This window comes from Acinetobacter sp. TY2, from assembly GCF_046269225.1.
Taxonomy (GTDB): Bacteria; Pseudomonadota; Gammaproteobacteria; order Pseudomonadales; family Moraxellaceae; genus Acinetobacter.
This window is the reverse complement of the sequence record NZ_JBJZOR010000004.1, coordinates 166,904-189,108: the sequence shown is the minus strand read 5'-3', so window position 1 is coordinate 189,108 and position 22,205 is coordinate 166,904. Positions and strand designations below refer to the sequence as shown.

Annotated in this window: 22 protein-coding genes and 1 other RNA gene; 16 read left to right on the top strand and 7 right to left on the bottom strand. The window is 38.8% G+C overall.

Going from position 1 to position 22,205, the window contains the following annotated elements; genetic code table 11:
• The 3 genes from ACK1JC_RS04115 to ACK1JC_RS04105 form a co-directional block, all read left to right on the top strand.
• On the top strand, positions 1-303 hold a 303-nt coding region (locus ACK1JC_RS04115; protein WP_409510583.1), incomplete at its 5' end, for a citrate/2-methylcitrate synthase.
• Between the two features lie 853 nt (positions 304-1,156).
• A complete protein-coding gene (locus ACK1JC_RS04110; RefSeq protein WP_409510582.1) occupies positions 1,157-1,285 on the top strand; it encodes a hypothetical protein in 129 nt (42 codons plus the stop codon).
• 203 nt (positions 1,286-1,488) lie between these two features.
• A complete protein-coding gene (locus tag ACK1JC_RS04105; RefSeq protein WP_409510581.1) occupies positions 1,489-2,523 on the top strand; it encodes a metallophosphoesterase in 1,035 nt (344 codons plus the stop codon).
• An 84-nt stretch (positions 2,524-2,607) separates the two neighbouring features.
• Here ACK1JC_RS04105 and glnG read toward each other — a convergent pair whose 3' ends face one another.
• Positions 2,608-4,101, bottom strand: a complete 1,494-nt coding sequence (glnG, locus tag ACK1JC_RS04100) for a nitrogen regulation protein NR(I) (RefSeq protein WP_409510580.1) — start codon at positions 4,099-4,101, stop codon at positions 2,608-2,610.
• Positions 4,091-5,197 (bottom strand): nitrogen regulation protein NR(II), encoded by a 1,107-nt coding sequence (glnL, locus tag ACK1JC_RS04095; RefSeq protein WP_409510579.1) that lies wholly within the window; start codon positions 5,195-5,197, stop codon positions 4,091-4,093. The genes glnG and glnL overlap by 11 nt, the downstream gene beginning before the upstream one ends.
• A 385-nt stretch (positions 5,198-5,582) precedes the next feature.
• On the opposite strand from glnL, the gene rimO reads away from it, so the two are divergent.
• From rimO to lpxA, 12 genes are all read left to right on the top strand, one after another.
• Positions 5,583-6,926 carry a 30S ribosomal protein S12 methylthiotransferase RimO gene (gene rimO, locus ACK1JC_RS04090; protein ID WP_409510578.1) on the top strand — a complete coding sequence of 448 codons (1,344 nt, stop codon included), beginning with the start codon at positions 5,583-5,585 and terminating at the stop codon, positions 6,924-6,926.
• 60 nt (positions 6,927-6,986) lie between these two features.
• Positions 6,987-7,715, top strand: coding sequence for a UMP kinase (pyrH, locus tag ACK1JC_RS04085; RefSeq protein ID WP_409510577.1), 729 nt, complete (start codon positions 6,987-6,989; stop codon positions 7,713-7,715).
• Positions 7,716-7,792: 77 nt separating this feature from the next.
• Positions 7,793-8,347: a ribosome recycling factor gene (gene frr, locus ACK1JC_RS04080; protein WP_409510576.1), complete on the top strand. Its 555-nt coding sequence runs from the start codon at positions 7,793-7,795 to the stop codon at positions 8,345-8,347.
• 8 nt (positions 8,348-8,355) lie between these two features.
• Positions 8,356-9,105 carry a polyprenyl diphosphate synthase gene (gene uppS, locus ACK1JC_RS04075; RefSeq protein ID WP_409510575.1) on the top strand — a complete coding sequence of 250 codons (750 nt, stop codon included), beginning with the start codon at positions 8,356-8,358 and terminating at the stop codon, positions 9,103-9,105.
• Between the two features lie 2 nt (positions 9,106-9,107).
• Entirely contained in the window at positions 9,108-9,935 is an 828-nt protein-coding gene (locus tag ACK1JC_RS04070) for a phosphatidate cytidylyltransferase (RefSeq protein ID WP_409510574.1), read from the top strand.
• On the top strand, positions 9,936-11,132 hold the full coding sequence (gene ispC / locus ACK1JC_RS04065) for a 1-deoxy-D-xylulose-5-phosphate reductoisomerase (protein WP_409510573.1): 1,197 nt from the start codon (positions 9,936-9,938) through the stop codon (positions 11,130-11,132).
• A gap of 3 nt (positions 11,133-11,135) precedes the next feature.
• The gene (rseP, locus tag ACK1JC_RS04060) at positions 11,136-12,491 is read left to right on the top strand and encodes an RIP metalloprotease RseP (protein WP_409510572.1); all 1,356 of its coding nucleotides are present in this window, start codon (positions 11,136-11,138) and stop codon (positions 12,489-12,491) included.
• Between the two features lie 42 nt (positions 12,492-12,533).
• The gene (gene bamA, locus ACK1JC_RS04055; protein ID WP_409510571.1) at positions 12,534-15,098 is read left to right on the top strand and encodes an outer membrane protein assembly factor BamA; all 2,565 of its coding nucleotides are present in this window, start codon (positions 12,534-12,536) and stop codon (positions 15,096-15,098) included.
• 47 nt (positions 15,099-15,145) lie between these two features.
• Positions 15,146-15,631, top strand: a complete 486-nt coding sequence (locus ACK1JC_RS04050) for an OmpH family outer membrane protein (RefSeq protein ID WP_409510570.1) — start codon at positions 15,146-15,148, stop codon at positions 15,629-15,631.
• Positions 15,632-15,634: 3 nt separating this feature from the next.
• On the top strand, positions 15,635-16,705 hold the full coding sequence (gene lpxD / locus ACK1JC_RS04045) for a UDP-3-O-(3-hydroxymyristoyl)glucosamine N-acyltransferase (protein ID WP_409510569.1): 1,071 nt from the start codon (positions 15,635-15,637) through the stop codon (positions 16,703-16,705).
• A 2-nt stretch (positions 16,706-16,707) separates the two neighbouring features.
• Complete coding sequence (gene fabZ / locus ACK1JC_RS04040; protein WP_409510568.1) at positions 16,708-17,193, top strand: 3-hydroxyacyl-ACP dehydratase FabZ; 486 nt, start codon at positions 16,708-16,710, stop codon at positions 17,191-17,193.
• Positions 17,190-17,978 (top strand): acyl-ACP--UDP-N-acetylglucosamine O-acyltransferase, encoded by a 789-nt coding sequence (lpxA, locus tag ACK1JC_RS04035; RefSeq protein ID WP_409510567.1) that lies wholly within the window; start codon positions 17,190-17,192, stop codon positions 17,976-17,978. Before fabZ ends, lpxA begins: the two co-directional genes overlap by 4 nt.
• A gap of 64 nt (positions 17,979-18,042) precedes the next feature.
• Here the strand turns inward: lpxA and ACK1JC_RS04030 are convergent, their stop codons facing one another.
• Entirely contained in the window at positions 18,043-18,462 is a 420-nt protein-coding gene (locus ACK1JC_RS04030; RefSeq protein WP_409510566.1) for a YbgF trimerization domain-containing protein, read from the bottom strand.
• 308 nt (positions 18,463-18,770) lie between these two features.
• Here ACK1JC_RS04030 and ffs point away from each other — a divergent pair.
• An RNA gene (ffs, locus tag ACK1JC_RS04025) (signal recognition particle sRNA small type) lies at positions 18,771-18,867 on the top strand.
• Between the two features lie 41 nt (positions 18,868-18,908).
• Here the strand turns inward: ffs and ACK1JC_RS04020 are convergent.
• The 4 genes from ACK1JC_RS04020 to ACK1JC_RS04005 all read right to left on the bottom strand — a co-directional run bounded on the left by ACK1JC_RS04020 (position 18,909) and on the right by ACK1JC_RS04005 (position 22,070).
• Positions 18,909-19,589, bottom strand: coding sequence for a regulatory protein RecX (locus tag ACK1JC_RS04020; protein ID WP_409510565.1), 681 nt, complete (start codon positions 19,587-19,589; stop codon positions 18,909-18,911).
• A 150-nt stretch (positions 19,590-19,739) separates the two neighbouring features.
• Positions 19,740-20,780, bottom strand: coding sequence for a recombinase RecA (recA, locus tag ACK1JC_RS04015; RefSeq protein ID WP_409510564.1), 1,041 nt, complete (start codon positions 20,778-20,780; stop codon positions 19,740-19,742).
• 170 nt (positions 20,781-20,950) lie between these two features.
• Positions 20,951-21,391, bottom strand: coding sequence for an RNA-binding S4 domain-containing protein (locus ACK1JC_RS04010; protein WP_409510563.1), 441 nt, complete (start codon positions 21,389-21,391; stop codon positions 20,951-20,953).
• Positions 21,375-22,070 (bottom strand): HAD-IA family hydrolase, encoded by a 696-nt coding sequence (locus tag ACK1JC_RS04005; RefSeq protein WP_409510562.1) that lies wholly within the window; start codon positions 22,068-22,070, stop codon positions 21,375-21,377. Before ACK1JC_RS04005 ends, ACK1JC_RS04010 begins: the two co-directional genes overlap by 17 nt.
• Positions 22,071-22,205: the final 135 nt, after the last annotated feature.

The following is a 22,205-nucleotide window of genomic DNA, read 5'->3' as shown; positions in this document are numbered from 1 at the left end:
GAGAAATTAGCGAAAGATGTAGGTGATACCACACTTTACCCAGTATCAGTGCGCTGTGAAGAAGTGATGTGGCGTGAAAAGAAATTGTTCTGTAATGCAGACTTCTTCCATGCATCGGCATACCACTTCATGGACATTGCAACCAAGCTATTTACGCCAATCTTTGTGATGAGTCGTGTAACAGGTTGGGCTGCACATGTCATGGAGCAACGTGCAGACAATCGTATTATTCGTCCAAGTGCGGATTATACGGGTCCTGAGCTGCGTAAAGTAACGCCAATTGGTGAGCGTGAAGCTGCTTAAGTTTATGAATTTTAAAGACCTCAACTATTTTCATGGTTGAGGTCTTTTTTTATGATTATTCTAAATAACTAAATGATTAGAGAGCAAAATAGAGTCTTCAGTGATATAGCCTGTATCTTCTGGAATTGTGAGATAAGATTTGGTTGCTGAATATGCAATTGTGTTGATTCTTCGATTCTTGAAGGCTGTAAGCGCTTTTGAAATTTATCAATTTTTTTGTAGAATTGAGTGCTATTTTAGTCAGTATCAAGTTTTTGAGTTTGCTGGCTAAGATAAGCGATCTGACTTCAATTAATTGAGGGAGTGCTTTAGTTTGCTTTGCTGTACATGCTTTTAAATGATAATAATAGAGTTCGGTAAGCGAACACTTTCATCTTCATAATGGCGTAATCAATAAAGTATCTGGGCATTTTGATCATAGCCTGAAAATCACAACATTTGCTTGCCACCGACTGTGGAAAAAGTAGTATCTATCGCACTCAAAGTAATAGCAATGAGCATAAAATATCTAATTTTCATAAGTGCTTCTTTTTATATATTGGTGCTATTTTCTATTGTGCTGAAATTTCTGAAAATTTCAAAAAAAGATATTTTTTTGCTGCGTATTGGATGTGAAAAGTTGGTGAAATATTTGATTTTTATACGATATTTTATTTTTTTGTTGAGTGGTTTATCTGTTTATGGTGTTTAATGCTTGTCATAATAATTGAATATAATTAGTTGGTTTATTGAATTTAAAAATTTATTATCAAAAAAAATAAATTGTAATAATGTCATTATGAAGAGTTGAATATAAAACTTTTTTCCGTCCTATGCATTGTGTTTAAATCATCGTAAATCTAGGGAAATGGATGTGGCTGTAAATGGGCTTTCAATTGATGCGTTAGAAGCTCAGTTGAAAGAATTTGAGCCTGAAACTATTATGGTTGAACGAGCGATTGAGAGTACATTGGTTTTTGAGTTAGCTAAAATAATCATTTGAATTTTGTCTTAATTCATCCACATATTCATGAGTTAGATGATCAATATTTAGATAAGGTGAGAAATTTAATGAATAATTGTGCATTTCATTTAGATGACGAATGTATGGAAAATTGGTTAGGTGCAAATTTTTGAAAAGTATCTGCTGTGTGATAAAAACAACTGAATCTGTGTTTGTGGATAAATCTACTGTTAGGGGGATTAATGAACAACGCATTTGTACAGACATTATTCGATGAACCTCTTGATATTGTAGGTGATATTCATGGTGAAATTGAAGCTTTAAATCATTTGTTAGATGTCTTGGGTTATGATGAACAAGGTCATCATCCTGAGCAACGTAAGCTTATTTTTGTGGGTGATTTATGTGATCGTGGGGCAGACAGCTTTGCGGTGATTCAGCGTGTAAAAGCATTGGTTGAACAAGGGAAAGCTCAATGTGTTTTAGGTAATCATGAATTAAATTTGCTGATTGATGCAAAGCGTGAGGGCAATGGTTGGTTTTTTGGTTCGCCACATGAAGATGATCATAAATCTTTTACATCAAGGCAGATAAATCATCAAGAAAGATTGAATATTTTAAATTTTTTGGCAACTTTGCCAATTGCATTAGAGTCGGAAAAGTTACGCGTTGTACATGCCTGCTGGGATCAAAACTCAATTGATATACTTAAAAGTATGCAAGGACTTGGAACTCGTCAGGCGTATGATCAATTTGTACAAATGACAGAAAATCATGTTCGTGAAACAGGCATTGCAGAACAGGCAAAACGTGAATCGGCGCAATATCGGTCACAGATGAAAAACCCACAAGCAGACATTCCATTTTTACCCTATTTGGCACAACAAGACCTTGTAGAGCAAATGCATAACCCAATGAAAGTATTGACTTCAGGTGCTGAACTTTTGGTTGATCAGCCTTTTTATATCGGTGGGAGATGGCGCATGATCGATCGCTCTGCATGGTGGGTGCATTATCAAGATGAAATTCCTGTGATTATTGGGCATTATTGGCGAAATTTTAAAATGACGGATGAGAAAACAGGATTTTTTAAATATATTGATGCAGTACAATGGTTTGGTCAAAAAAAGAATGTTTTTTGTGTCGATTACTCTGTGGGTAAGCGCTATGTTGATCGTCAGTATAATCGGGCATATACAAGTCAATTGATTGCATTACGTTTTCCTGAAAATATTTTGTTGTCTGAAACAGGCGAGCAATGGGAAACGAGCAATTAATAGTGGTTGTTGAACATTTTAGTGAATGTATAAAAATGCCCTGAATCATCAGGGCATTTTTTGTTAAAGTTAAATGATTACAGCTTAATCTGCTAATGCACTTTTACTGCTTTCATCTTCGTCTTCATCTTCTACAGAATCTAGACCAAGCTCTTTAAGTTTACGTGTCAGTGTATTACGTCCCCAACCGAGCAATTCAGCTGCATGACGTTTACGTCCACGAGTTTGTTGTAGTGCCGCATTAATTAAGGTTTTCTCAAACATCGGTGTAGCAATGTCGAGAATTTTCATTTCACCATTTTTAAGTTTTTGAATCGCCCATTGACCTAGCATTTCATCCCAATGATGCAGTGCAATCCGATCAATACCTGTGATCGCTTGTCCAGTTTCATCTACTTTGCTAAGTGGAATTTGTTTGAGTTCTGAAGGTAGATCCTCGGGATACACTTCACGCCCTGTAATCATTACAGTGAGCCAACGACAGGTATTTTCAAGTTGACGCACATTCCCTGGCCAAGGTAGTTGCTTGATGTATTCTTGGGTTTCAAGACGTAAGATTTTCGGACTTACGCCAAGTTCTTTGCCTGCACGGGCAAGGAAATGTTGCGCAAGCATTGGAATATCTTCTGAGCGATGTGCCAATTTGGGTATATGAATACGAATGACATTGAGTCGATGATAGAGATCTTCACGGAAGCGACCATCATGAACCAATTTTTCCAAATCTTGATGTGTCGCTGCGACAATACGTACATCCACTTTGACTGGAATATGTCCACCAACACGATAAAACTCACCATCTGCCAATACACGCAATAAACGTGTCTGTGTTTCAAAAGGCATATCGCCAATTTCATCTAGAAATAGTGTACCGCCATTGGCTTGCTCAAAACGTCCTTGACGTTGGGTATTTGCTCCAGTAAATGCACCTTTTTCATGTCCAAAAAGTTCGGTTTCAATCAAATCTTTTGGAATGGCTGCCATATTCAGTGCAATAAAAGGCTTATTGCCACGAGGTGAGTGACGATGTAATGCATGTGCAACCAACTCTTTACCTGTGCCAGATTCGCCATTAATCAACACTGTAATGTGCGATTGTGATAGGCGACCAATGGCACGAAATACTTCCTGCATGGCAGGAGATTCACCAATAATTTCAGTCGACTGAATTGGTTGCGTGGTTTTTGCAGATTCTTGTTGTTGTAGCTTATTGATATGCAAAATTGCACGATTCACCAGTGCAAGTGCTTCATCAATATCAAAAGGCTTAGGTAAGTATTCAAAAGCCCCAGTTTGATAGCTTGATACTGCTGACTCTAAGTCTGAGTGTGCTGTCATAATAATGACAGGTAAATCAGGGTAGTTGCTTTTAACCTTAGCTAAAAAGGTTAAGCCATCAATGCCAGGCATGCGAATGTCAGTCAAAATGACATCAGGCGCATTATGAGGGAGTTCATCGAGTGCAGATTGTGCTTCTTCAAAACTCGTCACATCAAAGCCTTCTTCCTTGAATGTTTTTTCCAACACCCAACGCATGGCACGGTCGTCATCAATGACCCAGATTTTATTATGTGACATGGTTTGTCTCCCAAGGTAAATAAAGGCTAAATATTGTTTTTCCAGGAACTGATTGACAGTCAATCATTCCATTATGTTGATGCATGATATTTTGTGCGATGCTTAAGCCCAAACCTGTACCACTTGCACGTGCAGTCACGAGCGGATAAAACACCGATTCGATAATATCTTCGGGAATGCCGAGTCCATTGTCTTCAATATCGATACGAAGTGTTGAGCGATGTAATGTGCCATTAATAGTGACCAGTCGCTGAATACGTGTTCTTAAAATGAGTTCAGGCTGATTGTCTACAAAGAAGTTTTTATTTTCAGTCATGGCTTGAATAGCGTTGACGCTGACATTCAACATCACTTGAATAAGTTGATCTCGGTCAGCTTTGACTTCGGGTAAAGAGAGGTCATAGTCACGTGTGATTTTGACTTTCTTTTTGGTTTGATTCGCTACTAGCGCACGTACACGCTCAAGCGGTTCATGGACATTGACCAATTCGTAACTTGGAAGTTGGCGTGAGCCCAGCATCGTATCTGCTAAATTTCGCAAGCGATCGACTTCACTAATAATAATGTCGGTGAATTCTGCATATTGTGGATCATTTAAACTACGAGCAAGCAATTGTGTTGCGCCACGAATACCTCCAAGTGGATTTTTAATTTCATGTGCAACACCACGAATTAGTTGGCGAGCAACTTGATGTTGTTGTATGAGATTTTCTTCTTTAGATATTTTCAACATGCGATCAATTGGATTAAGTTCAATCATCAATAAGGGGTGGTAGGGCTTACCCGTATTGAGTTGTGACACACTATAGTCCACGTGCATGTCTTTAAAGTTAACATTGATGGTTGCTTCACGGCGTGTGTAAGATTGCCCCGTTTTTAATGTATTGAGTAAGGCTTCATAGGTATTAAAGTCGTCATTTGGTGCATGAAGAAGATTCATGACGGGTTGACCTGATGCACGTAATAAACTGATGTCAAAAAGGGCTTCACAAGACGAGTTCAAATAAAAAATGTTAAGTTGACTATCGATCAGTAAAATCGCGGTGGTCATGTTGTCGACCAAAAGTCTGTAATCGATCGTTGGATATTGATCCATTCGTCCAAAATTCCTGTATTAAAATAGCGCAAAAGCAGTTTGATCTTGCATCCTTTCCTGTTCAGTGTGAAAAGCTGATTCAGAAAATTTGACCCGATGTTGGGCGATTGCTGAACTGCTATAAAGCAAAATACACGCCAACTTTTCATTGTTGTTCAAGTTGATCGCTTTTTTTGATAAAAATGAACACTAAGTGTGCTTTTTAATTCCATCATTATATTGAGTATATTCACATTACAATATTTTTGAACTGTTTTGGTGCGAATTGGGTATTTTGAATATACATTGGTTGTATTTTGGTGCGTTATGCAAAGAGTGCCGTTTGCAACTGTTTTTATAATCAGAAAAGTCTTACAATACGCGGAATATAGTGGAGCATAGATTCATGAAGTCCCCCAAAGTCGGTTTTGTATCTTTAGGTTGTCCTAAGGCATTGGTAGATTCTGAACGAATTTTAACTCAGTTAAAAACTGAGGGTTATGATGTTGCATCAGATTATGATGGTGCAGATTTAGTTGTAGTGAATACCTGTGGTTTTATTGAATCTGCAGTGCAAGAATCATTGGATGCCATTGGCGAAGCCATGAGTGCCAATGGTCGTGTTATTGTGACGGGCTGTTTAGGAAAAGATGAAGCGAAAATTCGCGCGATGCATCCAAATGTCCTAAAAGTAACAGGCGCAGCAGCATATCAGGAAGTGATGGAAGCCGTACATGAGTACGTACCAGAGCCACCTAAACATAATCCGTTCATAGACCTTGTCCCTGAGCAAGGTATTCGTTTAACACCAAAACATTATGCATATTTGAAAATATCGGAAGGCTGTAACCATCGTTGCACATTCTGTATTATTCCAAGTATGCGAGGTGACCTTGTTTCACGTCCAGTAGGCTCAGTTCTGTCTGAAGCTCAAGCATTGAAAAATGCAGGTGTGAAAGAAGTTTTAGTGATTTCCCAAGATACCTCAGCTTATGGTTTAGATACCAAATATAAGTTGGATTTTTGGAATGGTCAGCCTGTTAAAACTAAGTTTTTTGATATGTGTGAAGCATTGGGTCAATTGGGCATTTGGGTGCGTTTGCACTATGTCTACCCATATCCGCATGTCGATGCTGTTATTGACCTGATGGCACAAGGCAAAATTCTTCCATATTTAGATATTCCTTTTCAACATGCCAGTCCGCGCATCTTAAAATTGATGAAGCGACCAGCCCACAGTGAAAATACACTGGAACGTTTAAAATTATGGCGTGAGAAATGTCCTGATTTAGTGATTCGTTCTACATTTGTGGTCGGCTTTCCAGGTGAAACTGAAGAAGACTTCGTGATGTTGCTGGATTGGCTAAAAGAAGCACAGCTTGATCGAGTAGGTTGTTTTACGTATTCACCGGTTGAAGGTGCAACAGCAAACGATTTACCTGATCATGTTGCTGAAGAAGTTAAACAAGAACGTTATGAACGTTTTATGGAAGTTCAGCAAGCTATTTCGGCTGCGAAACTACAGAAGCGTATTGGTCAAACCATGACTGTATTGGTTGATGAATTAGACGAAGAATTCCCTGTTGCAATTGCACGCTCTTATGCAGATGCACCTGAAATTGATGGCAATGTCTTTGTTGAAGATATTGATAAATCACTGATCAAGTCAGGCGATTTACTTGAAGTTGAAATTACCGATGCAGATGAATATGACCTGTTTGCTAAACTTATTGCTGTAAAAACAGTTTAAGTTTAAGAAATTTTTAAAGATATTCAGATAAAATTAAGCTATAGATTTCGGAGTACACTCATGATGGATTCAAAAAAGCCACGTTACGAGCGCATTTTACTTAAACTTTCTGGCGAAGCGTTGGCTGGAAATAAGGACATGGGGATTGATGCACAAGTGCTTGATCAAATGTCTTTATCTATTGCACATATGGTAGGTTTGGGTGTGCAAGTGGGCATCGTGGTGGGTGGTGGTAATCTTTACCGTGGTAGTCAATTGCAAAAAGAAGGTTTGGTTGGTCGTGTAACGGGTGACCAAATGGGTATGCTTGCAACGGTGATGAATGGTTTGGCATTACGCGATGCTTTGGTACGCCGTAATATTAAAACTCGCTTAATGTCTGCATTGCCAATTGGTGCTGTGGTTGAGTCGTACTCAAGTCGTGATGCAATTCGCCATTTAACGCAAGGCGAAGTATGTGTGTTTGTTGCAGGTACGGGTAATCCGTTCTTTACAACCGATACGGCTGCTTGCTTACGTGGTATTGAAATTGAATCAGATTTGATTTTGAAAGCGACTAAAGTTGATGGTGTATACAATAAAGATCCAAGTAAATACGATGATGCTGTTAAATATGACACATTAACTTTCGATCAAGTACTTGATGAAAAATTAGGTGTGATGGATTTAACGGCAATTTGCTTATGTCGTGATCATAATGTGCCCCTGCAAGTATTCGATATGAATAAATCAGGTGCATTGCTTTCTGTAGTGATGGGTGAAAAAGAAGGGACTCACGTTACAAACTAATGTACGTGAGCCTGAAAGCACTTTATACTGCTGAACTTTAATTTTTTGTTTTTGAATGAATAAGTAAGGAAGATCATATGATTAACGATCTGAAAAAAGATGCTGAAGAGCGTATGAACAAGTCTTTAGAATCTTTAGAGCATGGTTTTGCAAAGGTTCGTACGGGTCGTGCGCATCCATCAATCTTAAATGGCGTTATGGTTTCTTACTATGGTTCTGATGTTCCATTGAATCAAGTAGCAAGCGTTGGTGTTGAAGACTCGCGTACTTTAGTTGTACAGCCGTTTGAACGCTCAATGGTTTCTACGATTGATAAAGCAATTCGTGAGTCTGGTCTCGGTCTAAACCCTGTGACTTCAGATACAATTCGTGTACCAATGGCGGCTTTGACTGAAGAAACACGTAAAGACATGCAAAAAGTTGCACGTAATGAAGCTGAGAATGCGAAAGTTGCGATTCGTAACATTCGTCGTGATGTTTTAGGTGACATCAAAGCATTATTGAAAGAAAAAGAAATTTCTGAAGATGATGATCGTCGTGCAAGTGATGATATCCAAAAAATCACCGATAAATTTGTTGCAGAAGTTGAAAAGCGCCTTGCTGCAAAAGAAGCTGAATTGATGAAGGTCTAAGATTTACAATGACCACATCTGAAGACACGACTCTTCCGAAACATGTTGCCATCATCATGGATGGCAACAATCGTTTTGCTAAAAAGAAACAGTTACAAAAAGGCGATGGCCACCGTGAAGGAAAAAATGTTCTTGATCCTATTGTGGAACATTGTCGCAAACAAAATATAACTGCACTCACCATTTATGCTTTTTCCAGTGAAAATTGGAATCGTCCACAGTATGAAGTGGATTTGCTCATGAAATTGCTTGAAGAAACGATTCTTGAACAAATTCCTCGCATGATTCACTTTGAAATTGCCTTGCGTTTTATTGGTGATCGCAGTCGACTTTCACCTGAGCTACGTGAATTAATGTTGCATGCTGAACAAAGGACTGCTAATTTTGTTAACATGACGTTAACAATTGCGGTCAGTTATGGCGGTATGTGGGATATCTCAAATACAGCGCGTCAACTTGCACAAATGGTAAAAGATCAAGAGTTAGAAGTTGATCAAATTGATGCTGAACTTTTTGGGCAGCATATTAGTTTGGGTGACTTACCACCTGTTGATCTACTTATTCGTACGGGTGGTGATTATCGGCTGTCGAATTTTTTATTGTGGCAAGCGGCTTACGCAGAATTATACTTTACTCAGACTTTATGGCCAGAGTTTACAGTTGAAGAGCTTGATCACGCATTTGGCGTATTTGCGGGCCGTGAACGACGTTTTGGACAAACATCAGAGCAAATCCAACAACAGAATACAGAGAAATAATAATGTTAGAGCGGATAATAACCGCATTGGTATTGGTCGCGGTAGTGCTGAGCTGTATGTTCGCTACTCCATCACCTTACCCGATGTATGTGTTGATGATTCTTATGGCTGGGGCGGGTGGTTATGAGTGGTTTAAGCTCATGCCACGTGATGAGAATGACAGTGTAAATAAGCTTCAAGCAGCAGGCTTTGGTTTACTTACAGCTGGTCTTTCAGGTTTAGCACTTTATTTTGGCGACTTAGCATTATTGCTTTGGGCTGCCTCAATTCTTACTTGGATTGTAAGTGTGCATTGGGTGAAGTCTTATCCAGAATATGATGGTTGGTATAATGCAAGCCTATATGTTGTTGGATTGGTACTGATTACCGCTGCTGTCACTGCGATTTTCAATGTTTGGGAAAGTTCACCTTGGTGGCTCATGTACTTGTTCCTTTTAGTTTGGGGGGCAGACAGTGGTGCATATTTTGTTGGACGTAAATTAGGGCGTCGTAAACTTGCACCTTCAGTTAGTCCAAATAAATCCATTGAAGGTTTATTGGGTGGAATTGTTACGGTTGCCATTATTATTGTGATTGTGCAAACGGTTTACTTGAATCTAACGCTCTCACAACATATTCTTTTTCTGATTTTATCTATTGTTACTGTCTTTAGTTCAGTGCAGGGCGATTTGTTTGAATCAATGATCAAACGTCGTGCTGGAATTAAAGATTCGGGACGTATTTTGCCAGGTCATGGCGGTGTACTTGATCGAATTGATTCTTTACTTGCTGCTGCGCCGATTTTTGCAGCAGGTTTGTATGTTTTAAAACTTATTGGTGTAAATTTATAGATGTCACAATCTGTCAGTATATTAGGTGTTACGGGTTCGATTGGTTTAAGCACGCTTAAAGTTTTGGAGCAACATCCTGACAAATATTCGGTTTTTGCAGTGACGGCGTATAGTCGTATTGAAGAATTAAGCCAAATATGTAAACAGTATAGACCGAAAATCGCGGTCGTGCCTGCTGTAAGAGTAGATGAATTAAATCAATTGCTTCAAGCTATGAATATTCATGATATTGAAATTCTAAGTGGTGAGGAAGGTTTAATTGCTGTTTCACAACATACAGATGTCGATGTTGTTATGGCCGCAATTGTTGGTGCAGCAGGATTGTTACCTACATTAGCGGCTGTTAAAGCAGGTAAACGTGTTTTACTTGCCAATAAAGAAGCCTTGGTGATGTCTGGTGATATCATGATTCAAGAGGCTAAAAAGCATCAAGCATTATTGTTGCCTGTCGATTCTGAGCATAATGCGATATTTCAGTGCCTGCCTCAAAATTATTTACAGATTGAGAAACACGGTGAGCCTTTACTTGGTGTGAAGCAAGTTTTGTTGACTGCTTCAGGCGGGCCATTTCGTGATCATAGCTTAGAACAATTAAAACAAGTCACACCTGCACAAGCCTGTAAGCATCCGAATTGGTCGATGGGACAAAAAATATCGGTAGATTCAGCAACCTTGATGAATAAAGGCTTGGAATTGATCGAAGCGTGTCATTTATTTTCAATTAAAGAACATTTTGTTACAGTGGTTGTGCATCCACAAAGTATTATTCACTCTATGGTTCAATATGTGGATGGTTCAACTTTGGCTCAAATGGGTAACCCTGATATGTGTACGCCAATTGCTCATGCTTTGGCATGGCCGGAGCGTATTCAGACGGATGTGCCACCGCTAGATTTGTTCGTACAATCACGGTTGGATTTTCAAGAACCTGATTTAGTTCGTTTTCCAGCTTTAAAGTTGGCTCGCCAAGCGATGAAAAATGGTGGTTTAGCGGCTACAATTTTAAATGCAGCCAATGAAATAGCAGTTGCTGCATTCTTACAGCAGAAAATTGGTTTTTTACAGATTGCAGAAACAGTTGAATATACGCTCAATCATGTTCAAAATGGTGTTGCAGAAAGTATTGATATTATTTTGCATACAGATCGACTTGCTCGTCAGGTTGCTGAACAGCGCATTTTACAACTGGGAAGCTAAGGCATGAATGTTCTTTTTATCATTGTTGCTGCTATCTTTTTACTTGGTCCATTAATTGCCATTCATGAGTTTGGTCATTATTGGGTTGCTCGTAAATTGGGTGTTAAAGTCTTGGTGTATTCCATAGGCTTTGGTCCTGTTGTGCTTAAATGGACATCAAAAAAATCAGGTATTCAGTATCAGCTTTCGGCTTTGCCTTTAGGTGGCTATGTCAAAATGCTTGATGAGCGTGAAGGCAATGTCAGTGCAGAAGATTTACCTTATGCATTTAACCGCCAATCACCATGGAAGCGTATTGCGATTGTTGCAGCAGGACCATTGGTGAATCTGATTTTTGCAGCATTTTTATTTTGGATTCTATTTTTACCTGCTCAAGAACAATTGAATACGCGTATTGGTAAAATTCTACCGAATACACCTGCTGCAACGATGCAACTACAAGCGGGTGATAAAATTGTAGCGATTGATGGTACTGAAACACCCAATTGGGAAAAGCTCAATTATGCATTGGTTGATCGTGTTGGTGAAACAGGGCATATCGATTTGCGAGTTGAACGTCAAGGTCAAGTACAAAATTTTGTATTACCGATTCAAGCATTCTTAAAAGATCAAACCCAATCACCTTTTGATGTACTGGGATTTGTACCGTATCGTCCTGAAATTCCTGCTGTTGTTTTTAAACTCAGTGAAGATGGTGCGGCGATTCGTCAAGGCATGAAAGAAGGCGATAAGATTGTTGCAATTAATCAAGTGCCAATGAAAGATTGGTTTGATGTGGTGGATGTGGTACAAAAATCACCTGAAAAACTTTTGGCGATGGATGTGTTGCGAAAAGGTCAAATTGTTCATTTAAAAGTCATGCCACAGGGTAAACGTGACAATATGGGACAAGTGACTGGTATGCTTGGTGTTCAGGCGCAGACAGGTCAGGTCAATATTCCTGCAGAATATAAGCAAACGATTCAATATAATCCTGCTGAAGCTGCAGTCATGGCAGTTGAAAAAACGGGTCAAATTTCAGCGATGATTTTGAACTCCATGGTGAAAATGGTGCGTGGTTTAATTGGGCTGGATAATCTATCAGGGCCAATTACCATAGCAAAAGTGGCAGGTCAAAGTGCTGAAATGGGTTGGCAAACCTTTATTTCCTTTATGGCACTGATGAGTGTGAGTTTGGGGATTCTAAATTTATTGCCAATACCGATGCTTGATGGCGGTCACTTGGTTTATTACATAATTGAAGCAATACGTGGTAAACCTGTTTCTGAACAAATACAATTGGTTGGTTTGAAAATTGGTATGTTACTGTTGGGTAGCATGATGATACTCGCAATATTTAATGATTTTATGCGTTTATAAACGTTATAGATGGACAATTAACTTTACTGGAAAATAATAGGCATGCAGCGTTCACATTTATTTATGCCACTTGCACTTGTAAGTGCAATGGCAGCTGTACAACACGTATATGCAGCAGACGAATTTATTGCACGTGATATCCGTGTAGATGGTTTGGTTCGTTTGACTCAAAGCAGTGTACTGGCAATGTTGCCAGTCAGTAGTGGCGGTCGCATTTCAGATCCTATTATTGCAGACTCAATTCGTACGCTTTATGCAAGCAATATGTTTGATGATATCAAAGCCAGTAAAGAGAATGACGTATTGGTGTTCACTGTTGTTGAGCGACCAGTTATTTCTAAAATTAACTTCAAAGGCAATAAGCTGATTCCAAAAGAAGCATTGGAAGAAGGTTTAAAGAAAATGGGTCTTGCTGAAGGTGAGGTGCTGAAGAAGTCTGCATTGCAAACTTTGGAGACTGAACTTGAGCAACAGTATTCACAGCAAGGTCGTTATGATGCCGATGTGAAAGTTGAAACAATCGCGCGTCCAAATAACCGTGTTGATTTAGATATTAACTTTAACGAAGGTAAACCTGCGAAAGTTTTTGATATCAACGTGATTGGTAATACAGTCTTTAAAGATGATGAGATTAAACAGGTCTTCGCTGTAAAAGAAAGTGGTTGGTTGTCTGTTGTATCACGTAATGATCGCTACGCTCGTGAGAAAATGGCGGCAAGTTTAGAGTCTTTACGTGCACTGTATTTGAATAAGGGTTATATCAACTTTGACATTAATAGCTCAAATTTGAATATCAGTGAAGATAAAAAGAATATCTTCATTGAAGTTTCAATACACGAAGGCGAGCAATTCAAGTTTGGTGAAACTAAGTTTTTAGGTGATGCGCTATATAAACCTGAAGAGTTGAAAGCCTTACAACTTTATAAAGATGGTACAACTTATTCGCAAGAAAAAGTGAATGCTGTTAAGCAGTTATTGCTTCGTAAATATGGTAATGCAGGGTATTACTATACTGAAGTGAACGTTGTTCCTGAAATTAACAATGAAACTCATGTGGTTGATTTAAATTTTTATATCAACCCTGGTCAGCAAGTGACAGTACGCCGTATTAACTTCTCAGGAAACACTAAAACGGCTGATGAAGTATTACGTCGTGAAATGCGTCAAATGGAAGGTGCATTGGCAAGCAATGAAAAAATTGATTTGTCAAAAGTACGTCTAGAGCGTACGGGTTTCTTTAGTAAAGTGGATGTTAAACCTGTACGTATTCCAAATGCACCGGACCAAGTCGATTTGAATGTTGAAGTTGAAGAGCAACATTCAGGTACAAGTACTTTAGCGGTAGGTTATTCGCAAAATGGTGGTATTACCTTCCAAGCAGGCTTAAGTCAAACCAATTTCTTGGGCACAGGTAATCGTGTTGCTATTGATCTTTCGCGTTCAGAAACACAAGATTATTATAACTTAAGTGTGACTGATCCATATTTCACGATTGATGGTGTGAGTCGTGGTTACAATATGTATTACCGTAAAACCAAACTGGATAATGACTATAACGTTAATAATTACGTTACAGACAGTTTTGGTGGTGGTTTGACTTTTGGTTACCCAATTGATGAAAACCAGAATGTCAGTGCAGGTTTAAACATTGACAATACTAAAGTGACCACAGGTCCATATGTTTCGACTTATGTGCGTGATTATCTGTTAGCAAATGGTGGCAAGAAAAACCATGAAACGAGCTATTGCCCGACAGATGACAATGGTAAGTCGCAAATGCAGGATATCACTGAGAAAGATCCTGTAACAGGTAAGGATGTGATCACGGGCGTTAAATGTGCTGTGGAGGAAATTCCTTACGGTGATGAGTTTGAGGGTGAGTTTTTAACCTATAACTTAAACTTAGGTTGGTCTTATAACACATTAAACCGTCCAATTTTCCCGACCTCAGGTATGTCACATCGTGTAAATGCTGAAATTGCATTGCCGGGTAGTGATGTTGAATATCAGAAACTAACCTATGATGCACAAGCTTATTTCCCATTAGGGCGTGATTTTGTATGGCGTGGTTATGGTAAGTTAGGTTACGGTAATGATTTACCATTCTATAAAAACTTCTATGCTGGTGGTTATGGTTCAGTACGTGGTTATGATAACAGTACGCTTGGACCGAATTATCCGGGCGTAACGTATAATGAACGTCATACAAAAGATTACGATCCTGAGGAAGTGGGTGGTAATGCTTTGATTCAGTTCGGTACTGAAATTGCACTACCTGTTCCATTTAAGGGTGATTGGGCTCGTCAAATTCGTCCTGTGATTTTTGCTGAGGGTGCACAAGTTTTTGATACGAATTGTAGTACCGCGCAAGGCACTTTATATCTTCAGGGTGATTCGGAAGGTTCAAAAGACCCAGGTGTCGATGCAAAACAATATTGTAAAGATAACTTTGACTTCGATTTAAGTAATATGCGTTATAGCGTAGGCGTAGGCTTTACGTGGATTACGATGATTGGTCCATTATCACTGAGTTATGCATTCCCATTGAATGATAAACCAGGCGATCAAACCAAAGAAATTCAGTTTGAAATCGGCCGTACTTTCTAAGTGCGGTCATCCGATTACTGTTTTAATATATAACTAAAGGAATGATGATGAAAAAAATGAAAGTTGCATTATTAAGTTTGGCGATGGGTATTACAGGTTTAACACATGCTGCGGGTTATGGTGTTGTTGATATTGAAAAAGTGGTTGAAAGTAGCACGTATTTGAAACAACAAAATGCAGCGCTTGAGCAAACAGTAAAACCACAAACGGCTAAACTTGAACAAATCACCAAAGATATTGAGGCATTAAAGCAAAAAGCTCAGGCTCAAGGTGCAAATGCGCAGCAAATTAATGCGCAGTATCAAGCGAAAGTGACTGAATTCCAAACGATTCAACAAAGTGTGCAAACAAAAGTTCAGTCTACAATCCAAAATACAAATTCCGTATTTGAAACACGTGTAAAGCAGGCTGCTGAACAATTGCGCACTGAAAACAGTCTTGATCTTGTATTGAACAAGAATACAGTGATTGCATTTGACTCGAAGTATGATTTAACTGCTAAAATGATTCAAAAGGTTAATGCAATCAAATAAGCAATGAAATCCAATCGTTTTCAGCTTGATGAATTGGCTCAGCTCGTTAGAGGTGAGTCAATTGGTCAACACAATCTTGTACTTGAAAATCTTGCCAGTTTAGAACAGGCACAGCCCCATCACATTGCGTTTGTGAATGGTGAAAAATATATAGAGGCAGCACAAGCTTCAAAAGCAGGGGCATTAATTATTCCTGCTGTTTTACAGTCAAGACTGACAGCTCATCAAAACTTTATCATTGTTGATAATCCTTACCTCGCTTTTGCGATGCTGACGCATGCATTTGAAATAAAAGTGCAAAAACGTGGTATTGAAAGCACTGCACAAATTGACCCTTCTGCTATTGTTGCTGATGATGCCTATATTGGGCATTACACGGTGATTGGTGAAAATTGTGTGGTTGGAGCAAATACGATTATCCAATCGCAAGTTAAAATAGATGATGGTGTAGAGATTGGTAAGGATTGCTTTATTGATTCACATGTCACCATTACTGCTGCGAGTAAATTAGGTAATCGAGTGCGTATCCATGCCAATACAGTCATTGGTGGAGAAGGGTTCGGCTTCGCACCTTATCAGGGAAAATGGCATCGTATTGCACAATTGGGTTCGGTTCAGATTGCAGATGATGTCCGAATCGGCTCAAATTGTAGTATTGATCGTGGTGCTTTGGATGATACGATTTTAGAGCAAGGTGTAATTATTGATAACCTTGTGCAAATCGCTCATAACGTCAAAGTTGGTGCACACACTGCGATTGCTGCGAAGTGTGGTGTCGCAGGAAGTAGTACGATTGGCAAAAACTGCGTGCTTGCTGGTGGTGTCGGTATCGTTGGTCATATTTCATTGGCTGATAATGTGACAATTACAGGAATGTCAATGGTCACAAAAACTATTTCTGAAGCCGGATCTTATTCTTCAGGAACAGGTTTGTTTGAATCAGGACAATGGAAACGTACCGTGGTTCGCCTTCGACAATTAGCAGATGTGCCATTGACCCGAATTGTGAAAAAGCTTGATGATATGCAAACTCGCATTGAGTCTCTTGAAACAACTTTAAAGTCGCGTAAATAATTATGTCTGAGTTAAAATCATTACCATTTGCAGTACCTGAACTTCCTATGCAGGTACAGACCATCCGTGAGTATCTTCCACACCGTTACCCATTTTTATTGGTGGATCGTGTGACTGAGGTTACTGAAAATGCCATTACTGGTTATAAAAATGTTTCTATTAATGAAGAATTTATGCAGGGACATTTTCCAGGCTATCCAATTATGCCGGGTGTACTGATTGTTGAAGCGATGGCTCAGATATCGGGTGTGCTTGGTTTTATTATGAATGGCGAAAAGCCACGTCCAGGTTCATTGTTTCTTTTTGCGGGTGCCGAAAAAATACGATTTAAAAAACAAGTCGTACCTGGTGACCAACTCGTGCTAAAATCAGAATTACTCATGCAAAAACGTGGCATTTACAAATATTTATGTACTGCCAGTGTAGACGGCGTGGTTGCAGCAACCGCTGAAATTATCATTTCTCATCAGAAATTAGAGCAGGCATGAGCAATAAAGATTTAATCCATTCAACTGCAATTATTGACCCATCAGCCGTGATTGCGGCTGATGTTAAAATTGGGCCCTATTGTATTATTGGTCCCAATGTCAGCATTGGTTCAGGTACACAGCTCCACTCACACGTTGTTGTGGGTGGGTATACTCGAATTGGTGAACACAACGAAATTTTTCAATTTGCCAGTGTAGGTGAAGTTTGCCAAGATTTAAAATATCAGGGCGAAGAAACTTGGCTTGAAATCGGTGATCATAACAAAATTCGTGAACACTGTAGTTTGCACCGTGGTACTGTGCAAGATAAAGCATTGACTAAAATTGGTAGTCATAATTTATTGATGGTCAATACACATATTGCACATGATTGTGTGGTGGGTGATCACAATATTTTTGCTAACAATGTCGGTGTAGCAGGGCATGTTCACATTGGTAGTTTTGTTATCATTGGCGGTAACTCAGGTATTCATCAATTCTGTAAGATTGATTCTTACAGCATGATTGGTGGTGCATCATTGATTTTAAAAGATGTTCCTGCTTATGTGATGGTGTCAGGTAATCCTGCACATGCATTTGGTATGAATGTAGAAGGTATGCGCCGTAAAGGTTGGTCTAAAAATACAATACAAGGTTTGCGTAGTGCATTTAAGCTGATTTACAAATCAGGATTGACTACAGATCAAGCGATTGAGCAAATCCGAGCAGAAATTTTGCCAGAAGTTGCAGAAGTACAGTTACTTATTGATTCGTTGACTAAGTCAGAACGTGGTGTTGTGCGTTAAGCACGGATACAAAATGGATTAAAATAAAAAAGACATCTTTAAGATGTCTTTTTTATTTGGCTGTTTATTTATTAGGTACAGTTGGAACTGGACTAAGTGGAATTGTTTGTTGTGGAGCTGTCGTCATTTCTTGAGTAACTTCAGTTTTAGGCTCAGTTGCTTCTTCTTGTGCTGTATCACTATCTGGATCTAGGCGTTGGTTGAGAAGTTCTAAGCGTTGATCTAAGTCGGTATATTTGTTCGTAAGTTCTTTAGTTAGCTGTTCAATGGCATAATCTTGTTCTTCAATTTTGCCTCGTAATGCACGGACTTGATTTTCAAGATTCTGATTTTTTTGTAATAAATCCCAATTCATATTGCTATTGTTTGGGGTGTTGCTATTAGAGGCACTTAATCTGCTTAATGAGTTAGATTCAATCGGAACAGCATAAAGTGTCGCTGCGCTGAGGAGTGAAATTGCGAGTAAAGCATGCTTTCTGAGCATAATGAAATCCATCTTGAACAACAGGTACGTATTTACTTATTTTTGATAAGGGGACGCATCAAAATAATATGATGAACTCATTTAAAACGGCTCTGCCTTGAATTGCAAGTGGCTTTTACAATGTCGCCATATATTGGTTTAAATCATGGATGTGATGTAATCGAAATCGGGGAAACATACTCATTTAAGCTGTATAAATTAGATTTGGCGAATAAATACTCAAACGAATGAATAACTTGCTTAAAATTAAAATACGCACTTGCAAGATGTAAAAAAATCTCTATACTCTCTTCTTGTAATGGTAGCCCCGCTGGTGGCTTCGCAATTGTAATCTGAGAACCCCGCCAGGACCGGAAGGTAGCAACGGTATCAGAACTATGATGTGCCGGAGTTTTGCTAGTGGGGTTGCCACCATAATTAAAATAATATTTATATTTGTTCTTAATTTATTCTTCTCTTCTTGATATTGCTTTCATAATCGCATCCATTTCAAAACCTCGATATTGTAAAAAACGGATTTGTTTTGCTTTGATTTTTGGATCTTTACTCACTTCTGTACCATATTTTTTTACTTTGAGTTGATAGGCTTCTTCATACCAATCAATTTCGTTCATATCGTTTTTGGCAAGCTCGCTATCAATACTTTTTGCTCTGAGCGCTAATTTGATTCGATTTGGACCTTTTCCTTTGCGTATTTGGCTTCTTACGAGCATTTCAGCAACACGTTGATCGCTTTGGTAATTCTCTCTAGAAAGTTCATCTACAAGCGTATTTACTTCATCTCGATTTTCAGCATATAAAGCGAGTTTTTCAATTAAATCTTTTTTTGAGTATTCTCTACGGGTCAATACAGCAAAGGCGTATGAGCGCAGGTGAGTGCCTGTAAGTCCTATTTTTTGTGCTTGTGTGGAGGTATTATCTTGAGCATTAGAGTCAATATCAGAATCATTGCTATTCTGAGTCTGTTGGCGTAGAAATCGCTTATTGTGCTGATTGGCTGTAAATCGTAAAGCATCTTGATCTAAATTTTCTTCATTGGTTGTTGAAACATGCTTAGGATGCGCTTCTCCAAACTGTTGTTTGAGGGCATCATAATCAATAAGTTTAGTAAATTTGGATTCGGTCATGGCTATTCAAAAATTTAAAAAGTGTCTTTCATGTCAAGTGTAACGCTGAATGGCAAGGGTAAATGCATTATTCTGCATTAAATAGGTTTGGTATATAAAAAACGCCCCGAAGAGCGTTTTGTATTAATTGTTTAGTTTAATGGTGATGATTTAAGCATCAAGAAATTCAGGTTCTTCTTCATCTTTTTCATCAGTAGGTATTGCAGTCGTGAGTAGTTGTTCACGAATGAGTTTTTCTAACTCTTCTGCAATGTGTTTATTTTCTTCAAGGTGACGAATCACATTATTTTTACCCTGACCAATTTTTTCGCCTTTGTAAGAATACCAAGCGCCAGCTTTATTGACCAATTCTTGTGAAACGGCAAGATCAATCAATTCACCTAAATGGTTTACACCTTTACCGTACAAAATTTGGAATAATGCTTCACGGAATGGTGGCGCCATTTTATTTTTCACAACTTTAACGCGCGTTTCAGAACCAACAATTTCATCGCCTTCTTTAACTTGACCAATACGGCGAATGTCCAATCGTACAGAAGCATAAAACTTAAGAGCGTTACCACCTGTTGTGGTTTCAGGGCTACCAAACATCACGCCAATTTTCATACGAATTTGGTTAATGAAGATCACCATACAGTTTGAGCGCTTTGCATTACCTGTAATTTTACGTAGTGCTTGGCTCATCAAACGAGCTTGTAAGCCCATGTGTGAATCACCCATCTCGCCTTCAATTTCAGCTTTTGGTGTGAGTGCTGCCACAGAATCGACAACAATCATGTCAATTGCACCTGAACGTACCAACATGTCAGCAATTTCTAAAGCCTGCTCACCATGATCGGGTTGAGAAACCAATAGGTTGTCAATATCGACCCCTAATTTACGGGCATATTGTGGGTCAAGTGCATGTTCAGCATCAATAAAGGCACATGTGCCACCTGCTTTTTGACATTCAGCAATCGCTTGTAAGGTCATGGTTGTTTTACCTGAAGATTCAGGACCATAGATCTCAACAATACGACCTTTCGGTAAGCCACCAATACCAAGTGCAATATCAAGCGTTAAAGAGCCTGTAGATACCGCTTCAACTGCTTGTACCGTATTGTCACCTAAACGCATGACGGTGTTTTTACCGAACTGTTTCTCAATTTGGCTGAGTGCTGCGTTCAGTGCCTTACTTTTATTATCATCCATCTCGTAACCTCAAAAACGATGTATATCACTAATAACTTAAGTGGATGTCTTAGATTCAGTCTTTGTCCACGACAGCCATAGTGACAGAAAAAACTTTTCTCTTCTATGTTTATTTGGATTGTGGCGACATGATGTGTCGCACTATCTGCATGCCTGATTTAAGTCTGGAACTAGTCATCCAAATACGACCATTGTTGGTCAAATTGCTGATCATTGTCCTGTTTAAACCTGTTGATGTCGCGACGGTCTTTTTTACTTGGACGATGTTCGGGTCGAGCAAGATTATGCAATTTTCTCTGTGAGGAAAGCAACTCACGACGAGCAATACTAACTTCAGTTTCTTCATAAAGTTGTTGGGCAATGGGTGCACCACCACGTACCGCTGATAATGCCTTAATTTGCACCGTTTTTTGCTCAAAGCCTTGGCGAATTGTGAGTTCCATACCAACACGAATTTCTTTTGAAACTTTTACACGCTCACCATTTAAGTGAACTTTACCGCCTTCGATGGCATCTTTTGCAATGGAGCGGGTTTTAAAAAAACGCGCTGCCCAAAGCCATTTGTCTACACGCATCGATTCCGTTACAGGTGATTCAGGCTGTTTTGACATTGAATTCCTTTTTAATAGTAATTGAGGTTTCAATCAGTGGGAGTAGTTCGGTAAGATTTTGAATTGCAGGGTAATTTAAATCATGAGCTTGGCGTGCAGCACGACCACTTGAAGGTTGTACAATGGTAATGAGTTGGGTGATTCCAAATTTTTCAGCACCTTGAAGCACTTTTTCAGTGTCATCAATCATCATTGCATATTGTGGATCAAAATCATGTTTTTGCTGCAAAATTTCCCAAAACTCTACAAATTCTTTGGAATAACCGATTTCTTCACTACTAATCATGACTTCAAAATAAGGGCTTAAATCAATATTTTCAAGTTTGAGTTGTAAACCCGCCTGATCTGCATTGGTCAGTAACCAACAGCGATAGCCATGTTGTTTTAATTGTTCTAAAAGTTCAAAACAGCCCGGACGAGGTGCAATCTTTTCTTGATTGTCGTATTGCAGTTTCAGTACATCGACTTCGACTTTTTCTGTCCAATATTTGGAGGAATACCAACACAGCGTGTGATTGTGTTGTTGGTAGAAGGTATGAAGTATTTCTTTGCTTTCTGCAAGTGTACATTGATGTGTTTCGGCATGACGTTCAGGTAGGCGAGTATTCCAAATTAAATCGTCAAAAGCTAAATCGAGAAGGGTACCATCCATATCGAACATAAGGATAGGTTTCTGCATTTAAAGTTCTCCAATGGTTTTTAAAGTTCAAATAAATTCGCATAAGCCTTATAAAATAAAGGGATTTTATGAAAATTCACCTAATCTAATCTATTCAAATATTTTCAAAGTTTAACAAATTTCTTTACGTTACAA